Raw genomic sequence first — 10920 nt, forward strand, 5'->3', positions numbered from 1 at the left:
TAGTCGACGTAGTAGTAGAGCCTGTTAGTTATGTGGAAAAGACCTCTGAGCCTGATGGTACTGCGGTTTTCCACTTGTAGATAAACCTGTGTATAAGCGGGAAATATTTTACACGGAATCTACAGGCAAAATTTCTATCAACTTTTTTTGAAAGTTATACACAGTTTGGAGCTGGGTTATCAACAGTTTTTGTGGATAACTTTTTGCTTTATTGGCGCAGGATATTAGTCATTTCCTGCAGCTCGTTTTGCAGCGCTAAATTGGTATTTTTATTCTTGCTGATTTTTTCGTAAGCGTGAATGACGGTGGTATGGTCGCGTCCGCCGAAAAGCTCGCCGATGCGGGGATAGGAAAGGTCTGCCAGCTCGCGGCACAGGTACATGGCTATCTGCCGGGGATAGGCGATGTTCTGCGTGCGCTTTTTGTTGAACAGCTCTTCTTCTTTGATATTGTAATGTTCGGCTACGACCTTGATGATGCCTTCAAAGGTAATGGTGCGTGTTTTAACGGTATTGCCCATGTCCGTGAGTACCTTTTGAGCGGTTTCAACGGTGATGGGCATATGCATAAGCGAGGTGTAGGCGACAATTTTTGTGTAGGCGCCTTCGATTTCTCTGATATTGGTGGCGATATTGGTAGCCAGCAGGGTAATGACGTCGTTGGGCATTTGAATATGGTCGGAGGCCGCCTTGGTGCGCAGAATCGCCATGCGGGTTTCTAAATCCGGCGGCTGGATATCGGCGGTCAGGCCCTGGTCGAAGCGGGAGCGCAGCCTGTCCTCCAGAGTTTCAATTTCGCGGGGAGGGCGGTCGCTGGAAATGATGATTTGTTTGTTGGCGTCCTTGAGCGCGTTGAAGGTATGGAAAAATTCTACCTGCGTCTGCTCTTTGCCCTTCAGAAATTGAATATCGTCGATGATTAAGCAATCGATATTGCGGTATTTTTGCCGGAACGCTTCCGTGTTTTTATTTTGGATGGAGTTGATGATTTCGTTAGTGAATTTTTCGCTGGAGGTGTACAGCACCTTCATGCTGGGATTATTTTGCTTGATGCGGTTGCCGATAGCGTGCATCAGATGGGTTTTGCCTAAGCCTACGCCGCCGTACAGGAACAGGGGATTGTAGGCGTGGGCCGGGTTGTTGGCTACCGCCTGGGCGGCGGCGTGAGCGAAACGGTTGGAATTGCCGATGACGAAGGTTTCAAAAACGAATTTGGGATTTAAATTGCTTTCCACCGTTTCCTGAGCGCTAGTCTTTTCGTTGAACAGCTGCTGCTGCTGGCTTTTGGGCTGCCTGGCTTCCGGCGTTTGTTCCTGGGGTGCCGCTTCGGGTACGCCGTTATCCATGGTTTCGATGAGCAGCTTGACGTTCTTTCCCATAATGCCGGCCAGAATGCCTTCGATGACGGGGGCGTAATTTTCCTCCAGCATATTTTTAAAAAAGGTATTTTTGACGGCGACCTTATAATAAGCGTCGGTTACTTCCAGCGGCATAATGGGCTTAATCCAAACGTCGAATATCTTTTCGTTGACCGATTCCTTGAATTTTTCCTTGCATTTCACCCAGATTTCTGCTAAATCATAGGAACTCATAGGGAACATCCTTTCCTTGTTTATTTAGAAAAAATAAAAACGACAGCCTGCATGGCTCTGCCGTGAGCTGAGCAAGTGCCGAGAATTGCATTTTAGCTTCTAATTATCCATATATATTTTAGCAGACTGTGGATAACTTCGCAAATTTCTTAATAAAATTTCTTGGAAGCGCCGTAAAATGAGCGTTTTCTACTTGACGAAATTTTTATTTTCTCATATAATATTTCAGTAATACCGTTCATTGCTCTAGGTGCGCGCTTTTTCAGGCGACGCTTGGCTGCGTTGCGGCGCTAAAACAGCTATCAATTCAGGTGCATAGAATTTGATAAAATTTTGCGGTGGTAAGGAGGGAATACTGAATGAAACGTACTTTTCAACCTAATAATCTCAGAAGAAAAAGAACTCATGGTTTCAGAGAAAGAATGAAAACTTTGGGCGGTCGTCAAGTTCTCAAAAGAAGACGTGCTAGAGGCAGAAAGAAATTGTCTGCATAACATTATAAAATAGGCCGCGCAAGTGGCCTATTTTTTCCATGCGGGCAGGTGCGCATTTAATGCAGAAGAAAAAGTATACGTTAAAAAAAATCAACAGACTGAAATCCAGGAAAAGTTTTCAATGCGTCTATGGCAAGGGACGTACCGTAGTGGACGGTATGTCGGTCTTTTATATTCTTGCGGATCAGGGCGACGATGTGAAAATCGGTCTGGCCGTAGGCAAAAAATTAGGCTGCGCCGTGGTGCGCAACAGAGTCAAGCGAAGGATGCGGGAGGCTTTCCGCATGCATCGTGCAGAGCTTAAAAAAGGGTATCATATAGTTTGGGTGGCCCGTCGCAAGCTGACGAAGGCCGATTATAGGACTTTTGAACGTGTTTTTTTAAGACTGGCAAAAAGAGCAGCGCTGCTGCAGGAATAAGGATAAAAGGCTATGAGCAGGATATTGATTTTATGTATAAGATTTTATCAGCTCTTTATTTCGCCGCTGTTTCCGCCGACGTGCAGGTTTTATCCCACCTGCTCCGCCTACGCTATCGAGGCGATACAAAAAAAGGGGCCCGTCAGGGGCTTATGGCTGGCGCTGAAGCGCATTGCCAAATGTCATCCCTATCATCCCGGCGGTTATGATCCTGTTAAATAATATCTAAAAATGAACCAACGCTTTATTTTCGAGGAGTGATATTTTGGATTTTCTCAGCAATATAGTCCAGCAGGTAATTACGATACTCTATAATTTGACCAGCAGCGTGGGGATGCCCAGCTACGGTCTGGCCATTGTGCTTATGACTATTATCGTCAAGCTGATTTTGTATCCGCTTTCCAAAAAGCAGATTGAATCCACCAAGGCTATGATGGAGCTGCAGCCGAAGATGAAGGCGATTCAGGAAAAATACAAGGACGACAAGCAGCGCCTGAATATGGAATTGGCTAATCTTTATAAAAGCGAGGGCGTAAACCCTTTGGCAGGCTGCCTGCCTCTTTTGATTCAAATGCCGATTATGATCGGTATCTTTTACGGCATCCGCGATTTCCAGTATGCGGGCTCCGCGGCTTTTTTGTGGATGGAAAGCATTTCCAACCCCGACCCGACTTATATTTTACCGGTGCTGTCCGCGCTGACGACCTTCATTTCGTCCAAGCAGACCATGCCCGATACCGGCAATCCGCAAAATAAGATCATGCTCTACTTTATGCCTTTGTTTATTGGTTACATCAGCTTATCCTTCCCGGCAGGCCTGGTGCTGTATTGGGTAGTAATGAATATTATGCAGATTGCTCAACAGACTATGATGAACAAGGCTGCCGGCAAGTAATCAGATCAAAAGGAGTGAAAGAGAGATGGCTTTTGTTGAAAAAACTGGCAAGAGCGTAGAGGACGCTGTTGCCGAGGCTTTAAAGGAATTAAACATCACCGCCGAACAGGCTGAGGTGGAAGTTATTGAAGAAGGCAAAAAGGGCTTTTTCGGTTTTGGCCGCAAGGACGCCAAGGTGCGCGTAAGCGTGAAGGAGCAGGCGGCTCCCGCGCCGCAGGCTCCGGAAAAAACCGTGGGCGAAGCTACGGCCGAGGCTGTCAAGGCAGTGAAGGAAGCCGCCGCTATCGCGGTGAATACGGTATCGAAAAAGGCCGACAGCGTTAAAACGGAAGCGGTTAGCGCCGCCGACGAATTTACGAAAAAGGCAGCAGCAGCTAAGGAGCAGGCTGTGGATTCGGCTATTTCCGCTTTGGAATCCTTAAAAAGCGAGCGTCCGGTCCGCGAACCCCGTAGATATGCGGTGAACGACGAGGCTGTCAACGCCGCGAAGGAATTTTTGCAGAAGGTCTTCAACGCGATGAAGATCGATGTGGTCATGGAGAAATTCATCAATAAGAACGACGGCAGCGTTACCTTTAAGCTGCACGGCGACGATATGGGCATTTTGATCGGTAAGCATGGCCAGACTTTGGACAGCTTGCAGTATCTGACCAATCTGGTGGCTAATAAAAACAGCAGCGAGCGCGTGCGCGTAATTATCGACGTGGAGGATTACCGCGACCGCCGCGTAGAAACCTTAAGCCGTTTGGCTATGCGTCTGGCCGATAAGGTTAAACGCACCGGCGAGCGCGTGGCGCTGGAGCCGATGAATCCCCACGAGCGTAAGATCATCCACATGGCCCTGCAGGGCGATCGCCGGGTTACGACCCTTAGCGAGGGCGACGATCCTTACCGTCATGTAGTAATCGAATTGAAAAAATAAAGATTTTATAACCCAGTAAGCTTTTACTGGGTTATATTTTATCCTGCGGCATTTAAAGCGAAGGGAGGGCGAGCGAATGGCGGAGGAAACTATCAGCGCGGTCATTACGGCTTTAGGCGAGGGCGCCGTGGGCATTGTGCGCGTCAGCGGCGAGCGGGCGCTGGCGGTGGGCGAGCGCTTATTCAAGGCTGCGAGCGGCAGGCCCTTGGCCGATTATCCCGTCAATACTTTGGTTTACGGTCACGTTTACGACCGCGACGGCAGTCTGGTGGACGAGGTTTTAACCGTATATATGCGCGGGCCCCGTTCCTACACGGCGGAGGACGTGGTGGAAATTCAGTGCCACGGCGGTCTGCAATCCTTGAAAAAAATTTTGGCGCTGACTTACGCCGCCGGTGCGCGGCCTGCGGAGCCCGGCGAATTTACCAGGCGCGCTTTTTTAAACGGACGCATAGATTTGACGCAGGCAGAGGCGGTCATGGATATTATCCGTTCCCGCAGCGAGGCCGGCCTGAAGCTGGCGGCCCGGCAGCAGCAGGGCCAGCTGGCGCGTACTTTGCGGGAGCTGCGCCGGGCTTTGCTGGACGTGGTGGTAAATTTAGAGGCGGTTATCGATTATCCGGAGGAAGATATCGAGGACGTGACCTACGGCAGAGTGCGGGACAGCATCGACGCTTGCAGCGCTAAAATCGCCGCGCTTTTGGCTAACGCTCATACGGGCAAGATTTTGCGCGAAGGTTTGCGCACGGCCATCGTCGGGCGGCCCAATGTGGGCAAGTCCAGCCTGCTGAACGCTTTATTGCAGGAGGACAGGGCCATCGTTTCCCAGTACGCCGGAACGACCCGCGACGTTATCGAGGAGCAGCTGCTGTTGGACGGCGTGCCGCTGGTGCTGGCGGATACGGCGGGCATTCGCAGTACGGAGGATTTTGTGGAAAAAATCGGCGTAGAAAAAAGCCGCAAGCTTTTGCAGGAGGCGGAGCTGGTAATCTGCGTTATCGACGGCAGCGAGGGCTTGACCGAGGAGGACGAAAGCGTTTTGCAGGCGGCCGCAGACAAGCCCTGCGTGATTATCGTCAATAAAAGCGATTTAGCTTTGCAGGTGGATATCGAAGCTTTGCGCCGGCGCTTCGGCGGCGACAAGGTGATGACTCTATCCGCAAAGACCTTGAGCGGCGTGGAAGCTTTCGGCGCCTGGCTGAAAAATTACGTTTACGGCAGCGAGGGAGCCTTGGGCGACGGCGCTTATGTGCAGAACGCGCGGCAGGAAAATCTTTTGCGGCGGGCGCTGCAAGCTTTGGAGGACGCGGGCGGAGCCGTCGCAGACGCGCTGCCCTACGATTGTATCGAAATCGACGTGCGCGCGGCCATCGATTTGCTGGGCGAAATTACCGGCGACGCCGTGCAGGACGAGATTATCAACGAAATTTTTTCCCGCTTCTGCATCGGCAAGTAAAACGAGATATAAGAAATATTCTCCCTCCGCTTCGCTAACGCTCAGCACCTCCCTCTAGGAGGGAGGAAAATTATAAAGCTAAAAATTTTGCCCCCTCTAAGAGGGGGCTGCCGTCGAAGGCGGCTGGGGGAGATTAGATTAAATTATACCTGTTACCCGGCGATTGGCGAGCTGAAGGCGAAGACTGAGCCGTGGTAAACATGGTGAAATAATTGCTTCTTAAAAAATTTTTTCTAAGATATTTTTGAAAGAGATTATTGAAAATGAGTTATGTTACAGATAAATTTGACGTAATCGTAGTCGGAGCGGGGCACGCCGGCGTGGAGGCTGCTCTGGCGGCGGCGCGCCTGGGCGGCAAAACGCTGCTGGCTACCCTGTCCCTGGACAACGTGGCTTTAATGCCCTGCAATCCGTCCATCGGCGGCCCGGCTAAAGGCCATTTGGTGCGGGAGCTGGACGCTTTAGGCGGGCAAATGGGTATCAGCGCCGACTTGGCCTGCATCCAGATGCGCCTATTGAACACGGGCAAGGGCTACGCCGTGCATGCGCTGCGCGGGCAGGAAGATAAGCCCTACTACCACACGCTGATGAAAAAAATCGTCGAGGGGCAGGAGGGCTTGGAGCTGAAGCAGCTGATGATCGATAAGCTGCTGGTGGCAAACGGTCAGGTCGTAGGCGTGGAGGCCGAAACAGGCGAAGTTTTTGAAGCTCCCTGCGTTATTCTGGCTACCGGAACATATTTGCGCGGTCGTATTGTTTACGGTCAGGTTAATTACGAGTGCGGGCCCAACGGGCTGCGCAGCGCGCAGAAGCTGTCCGCGTCCCTCGCAGAGCACGGCGTGGAGCTGATGCGCTTTAAAACCGGTACGCCTGCGCGTATCGACGCCCGCAGCCTCGATTACAGCAAGATGGAGCCCCAGTACGGCGACGAAGAGGTACGCAATTTTTCCTTTATCAGCGATATTCGGACCAGGGAGCAGGTACCCTGCTATCTGACCTATACTAATGAAAAGACGCATAAAATCATTCGCGATAACCTGCATCTTTCCGGTATGTTCAACGGCATGATTGAAGGCGTGGGCCCGCGCTACTGCCCGTCCATCGAATCGAAAATCGTGCGCTTTGCCAATAAGGAGCGGCATCAGCTGTTTATCGAGCCGGAGGGACGCAGCACTTACGAAATGTATGTGCAGGGCATGAGCTCGTCCTTGCCGGCCCATGTGCAGCTGCAATTTATGCAGACCATTCCCGGCCTGGAGCATTGCAAAATGATGCGCGCCGGTTACGCCATAGATTACGATTGCCTTGACCCCTTGCAGCTCAAGCCGTCCCTGGAGCATAAGGCTATCGGCGGTTTGTTCAGCGCCGGGCAGTCCAACGGCACCAGCGGCTACGAGGAGGCCGCGGCCCAGGGCCTGATGGCCGGTATTAACGCCATGATGAAGCTCAAGGGCAAAGCGCCTTTGGTGCTGCGGCGCGACGAGGCCTATATCGGCGTGCTGATCGACGACCTGGTGACGAAGGGAACGAACGAGCCCTACCGCATGATGACTTCGCGGGCCGAATACCGCTTGCTGCTGCGGCAGGACAACGCCGACCTGCGCCTGACGGAAAAGGGCCGCGAGCTGGGACTGGTGGACGACCGTCGTTACGCGCGCTTTACGGAAAAGCGCACGGCTCTGGAGCGCAGCGTCAGCCGTCTGGGCAAACAGAATATTGCGCCCAGCGAGGAAAATAACGCCAAGCTTGTGTCCATGGGAACGGCTCCTATCCGCAGCGGCAGCAGTTTGCTGGATTTGCTGCGCCGCAAGGAAGTGACTTACGCCAAGCTGCAGGAGGCCTTCGAGCTGCCGCAGTTGGCGCCGCAGGTGGCCGAGCAGGCGGAAATTTTCGCTAAGTACGAGGGCTATATTACCAAACAGCGGCAGGAAGTGGAACGCTTTATGAAGCTGGAAAATAAACGGCTGCCGGAGGATATCGATTATCATGCCATTAAGGAGCTTTCCAGCGAGGCGGCGGAAAAACTGGACAAGGTGCGTCCTGCCAATATCGGGCAGGCCTCGCGTATCAGCGGCGTATCGCCGGCGGACGTCAGCGTGCTCATGATAGCTTTGGAACTGCGGCGCAGGAGGGAGCAGGAGCAATGACCTTTGAAGAAATTTTGGCGGCCCGCGGCGCCGAAGCGGGGCTGAGCTTTACGCAGCGGCAGCTGGAGCAGTTCGGCAAATATTACGAGCTGCTGGTGGAAACAAATAAGGTAATGAACCTGACGGCTATAACGGAGCCGGAGGAAGTAGCCGTTAAGCATATGATCGACAGCTTGCTGGCCTGCGAGGCGGGTATGGAAGGCAAGCTTTTGGCCGACGTGGGCACGGGCGCGGGCTTTCCCGGAGTGCCGTTGAAAATTTACCGCCCCGGCCTCAAGGTCGTGCTGATAGATTCTTTGGGCAAGCGTTTGAAATTTTTGCAGCAGGTTATCGACGCGCTGGAGCTAAAGGATATTTGCTGCGAGCATTTGCGGGCGGAGGACGCGGGACGCAATCCAAAGCACCGTGAAAAATACGATTTCGTAACCGCCAGAGCCGTGGCCCGCTTAAGCGTGCTGTCGGAGTATTGCCTGCCGCTGGCGAAAAAGGGCGGCAGCTTTATCGCCCTCAAGGGCAGCAAATACGCCGACGAAATAGAGGAAGCAAGCGACGCCGTAAAAATTTTGGGCGGAAAAATTATCAGCGCCGAGCCTGTAAAATTACCCGGTCTTGACGACGGACGTGCTATAATAAAGATAAGCAAGATTAAAACTACTCCGGCCCAGTATCCGCGCAAGGCGGGTACGCCGGAAAAGCAGCCCTTGGGCGGCAGATAGGGGGAAAAGAATGTTAGTCGACGACGGATTTTCTGTATTAGATACTGATTGCGGAATTATTGGCGACCGTCAGGCCGTTAATGAGGTCAAGGTTGTGAAAGTACCTATCGAGCAGATTTTTCCCAATCCTTACCAGCCGCGAAAAACCTTTGACGAAGAGGCGCTGGCGGATTTGTCTGCGTCCATTGCGCAGTACGGGGTATTGCAGCCCCTGCTGGTGGCTCCTGCCGAAAACGGGCGTTATCTTTTGATAGCCGGCGAGCGCCGCCTGCGCGCCAGCAGAATGGCCGCGCTGACCGAGGTGCCGGTAATTATCAGCGAATATACCTCGCAGCAGATTGCAGAAATTGCGCTCATTGAAAATTTACAGCGCGAGGATTTGCATTATCTGGAGGAAGCCGAGGGCTACGAGCAGCTGATGGAGCAGTTCCACCTGACGCAGGAGGCCATGGCCGCCAGAGTTGGTAAAAAGCAATCCACCATCGCCAACAAGCTGCGCTTGCTGCGTTTATCCCAGCAGGTGCGCAAGGTGCTGGTAGAGGCGGAGCTCAGCGAGCGTCACGCCCGCGCTTTATTAAAGCTGGAAGACGACGCTAAGCGCTTGGAGGCGTTAAAGGTTATTATCGCCCGCCGCTATAATGTGCGCCAGACGGAAGAATATATCGACAAGCTGCTCAGCGATAAGCAGCAGGAAAAGAAAAAGCGCCTGGTCATCGTCAACGACGTGCGCATTTATCTCAACAGCATTAAGCAGGTAGTCAGCGCTATTAAGGACGTGGGTATCCCCGTAAATATGGAGCAGACCATCGACGGCGACGAGGTGGTCGTAAGCCTGCGCATTAAAAATCAAAAGAAGCCTAAGGGAGGCAACAGCAAGCCGCTGTTTTAAATTCAAAACGCAGCGGCAGAATGCAAAACGCAAGGCGATGTTTCACGTGAAACATCGTCTTAATTTTTTACGCGCGGGCGGAAAATAAATTGGAAAAACCTGGCAGCAGATTATTTTTAATTTTGCTTTGCAAGCTGCATTGTCAAAAAGACAGACTGTAATAAAGTTTAAAGAGCTGAAATTGTTTTTCAAAGCTAAATTACTGCTTCTGGATTATTAAATATTCGTTGCCTTTGTCAGAAGCCTTTATTAAAATAATCTTATCAAAGATAACAAGTTCATAATAAACTGAGCTGATAAAAATATTCGTGCGTGCGGCTTTAGAGTCGCGAAAAGATACTGGAAAGAATGTTCGTGGATATTTTTTGAGATAATAAAATCTTTACGTAATTTTTCTTGTGTTACGTTAGGCGTGTTTGTATTTACTTCTTTTGTCGGCAAAAGAAGTAACAAGAAAACCGCAAACTTTTAAAAAGTTTGACAAATTTCCGCTTTTTTGTTCGCACAAAAAAGCTTAGCAAAAAATGCTTTACCATTTGCCGGATTGGTTGGCGTGGGCGTGAGGTTATAGTTTTTCACAACGGTAGCAAGGCCGCGCAGACCGGAACGTACGACGGCTATGGTCGTTTTTCGATGTGCAGAGAAAGTTGTGTCGCAACGGACCAAAGGGACGCCCGTTCACTGCGCGTGTGTTCTGCGCTTCTATTTTCGTTTTCCTTAGCGCATACGCGGAATGCAGCGGGGCGTGACAGTAGGCGGCGGAATCCGGCAAGCGGCTAAAGCTTCTTTTTGCATACTTTTTACCCTAAAGGGCACACGTCTTACATTAAGAAAAAGTATGGATAAGAAAGAGTTAAGGGGAACGAAACGATACCGAAAAGAACGTTCGTAAAAAGCTTAGCAAAAAAGGCTTTACTATTTGGCGAATTTGGTCGGCGTGAGTTGTAGGGTAGTTTCTCTGTTCTTTTGAGTGTCTATAAAACGGGGTTTGTATTATATTTGTTAAGCCTGGGCCTTACGCTCTACTACTACCTTTAGGAAGTATAAAGCTTTACTAGCCAATAGGTATATTTACTTACGTAAATATTTTAGAATAAAAATTTAGCAAGAAGAAATAAGAAGAGAAAAACCAGCAAAAAGAGAAGAAAAAGAAGAATCTATTTAATAAACTCCATTTTTTGTCCAAAATCTTTACATGACGCTGAAAAATATTTTTTTAATTTTTTTTGATTACGATGTAAAGATTTCGGCCTTTTTTTGGCATTTATTATATAGAGGGGGTTTTCGGCGCGAGCGTGGCGCGGAATTTTAGCGGAAGGCACGTTGGTGTGGTATAATAATTATATTATTATAGCGCGTTTGCGGGGACGAGGTAGGAAGATGAGCGAGGT

At 50.5% G+C, this 10920-nt stretch carries 10 protein-coding genes; 9 read left to right on the forward strand and 1 reads right to left on the reverse strand.

The features are described 5' to 3' along the window. Positions 1-208: 208 nt before the first annotated feature. Positions 209-1591: a chromosomal replication initiator protein DnaA gene (gene dnaA, locus Q4E64_RS10450; protein ID WP_303167855.1), complete on the reverse strand. Its 1383-nt coding sequence runs from the start codon at positions 1589-1591 to the stop codon at positions 209-211. Between the two features lie 359 nt (positions 1592-1950). On the opposite strand from dnaA, the gene rpmH reads away from it, so the two are divergent. From rpmH to Q4E64_RS10495, 9 genes are all read left to right on the forward strand, one after another. Further along, on the forward strand, positions 1951-2085 hold the full coding sequence (rpmH, locus tag Q4E64_RS10455; RefSeq protein WP_021718820.1) for a 50S ribosomal protein L34: 135 nt from the start codon (positions 1951-1953) through the stop codon (positions 2083-2085). A 59-nt stretch (positions 2086-2144) separates the two neighbouring features. Continuing rightward, positions 2145-2504: a ribonuclease P protein component gene (gene rnpA / locus Q4E64_RS10460; protein ID WP_303167856.1), complete on the forward strand. Its 360-nt coding sequence runs from the start codon at positions 2145-2147 to the stop codon at positions 2502-2504. Between the two features lie 12 nt (positions 2505-2516). Then, the gene (gene yidD / locus Q4E64_RS10465) at positions 2517-2726 is read left to right on the forward strand and encodes a membrane protein insertion efficiency factor YidD (RefSeq protein WP_303167857.1); all 210 of its coding nucleotides are present in this window, start codon (positions 2517-2519) and stop codon (positions 2724-2726) included. A gap of 43 nt (positions 2727-2769) precedes the next feature. Next, complete coding sequence (locus Q4E64_RS10470) at positions 2770-3399, forward strand: YidC/Oxa1 family membrane protein insertase (protein ID WP_303167858.1); 630 nt, start codon at positions 2770-2772, stop codon at positions 3397-3399. Between the two features lie 25 nt (positions 3400-3424). Continuing rightward, a complete protein-coding gene (gene jag / locus Q4E64_RS10475; RefSeq protein ID WP_303167859.1) occupies positions 3425-4321 on the forward strand; it encodes an RNA-binding cell elongation regulator Jag/EloR in 897 nt (298 codons plus the stop codon). Positions 4322-4397: 76 nt separating this feature from the next. After that, on the forward strand, positions 4398-5777 hold the full coding sequence (mnmE, locus tag Q4E64_RS10480) for a tRNA uridine-5-carboxymethylaminomethyl(34) synthesis GTPase MnmE (protein WP_303167860.1): 1380 nt from the start codon (positions 4398-4400) through the stop codon (positions 5775-5777). Positions 5778-6040: 263 nt separating this feature from the next. Continuing rightward, complete coding sequence (mnmG, locus tag Q4E64_RS10485) at positions 6041-7924, forward strand: tRNA uridine-5-carboxymethylaminomethyl(34) synthesis enzyme MnmG (protein WP_303167861.1); 1884 nt, start codon at positions 6041-6043, stop codon at positions 7922-7924. Further along, positions 7921-8640, forward strand: a complete 720-nt coding sequence (gene rsmG, locus Q4E64_RS10490; protein WP_303167862.1) for a 16S rRNA (guanine(527)-N(7))-methyltransferase RsmG — start codon at positions 7921-7923, stop codon at positions 8638-8640. Before mnmG ends, rsmG begins: the two co-directional genes overlap by 4 nt. Positions 8641-8650: 10 nt before the next feature. Further along, positions 8651-9529, forward strand: coding sequence for a ParB/RepB/Spo0J family partition protein (locus Q4E64_RS10495; RefSeq protein WP_303167863.1), 879 nt, complete (start codon positions 8651-8653; stop codon positions 9527-9529). Positions 9530-10920 lie beyond the last annotated feature (1391 nt).

Origin of the sequence: Phascolarctobacterium sp., from assembly GCF_030531065.1 — a bacterium.
GTDB lineage: Bacteria > Bacillota > Negativicutes > Acidaminococcales > Acidaminococcaceae > Phascolarctobacterium_A.

Coding starts and splice junctions, on each gene's coding strand:
- dnaA (WP_303167855.1), bottom strand. CDS start 1,591: ATGAGTTCCTATGATTTAGCAGAAATCTGGGTGAAATGCAAGGAAAAA.
- rpmH (WP_021718820.1), top strand. CDS start 1,951: ATGAAACGTACTTTTCAACCTAATAATCTCAGAAGAAAAAGAACTCAT.
- rnpA (WP_303167856.1), top strand. CDS start 2,145: ATGCAGAAGAAAAAGTATACGTTAAAAAAAATCAACAGACTGAAATCC.
- yidD (WP_303167857.1), top strand. CDS start 2,517: ATGAGCAGGATATTGATTTTATGTATAAGATTTTATCAGCTCTTTATT.
- jag (WP_303167859.1), top strand. CDS start 3,425: ATGGCTTTTGTTGAAAAAACTGGCAAGAGCGTAGAGGACGCTGTTGCC.
- mnmE (WP_303167860.1), top strand. CDS start 4,398: ATGGCGGAGGAAACTATCAGCGCGGTCATTACGGCTTTAGGCGAGGGC.
- mnmG (WP_303167861.1), top strand. CDS start 6,041: ATGAGTTATGTTACAGATAAATTTGACGTAATCGTAGTCGGAGCGGGG.
- rsmG (WP_303167862.1), top strand. CDS start 7,921: ATGACCTTTGAAGAAATTTTGGCGGCCCGCGGCGCCGAAGCGGGGCTG.
- Q4E64_RS10495 (WP_303167863.1), top strand. CDS start 8,651: ATGTTAGTCGACGACGGATTTTCTGTATTAGATACTGATTGCGGAATT.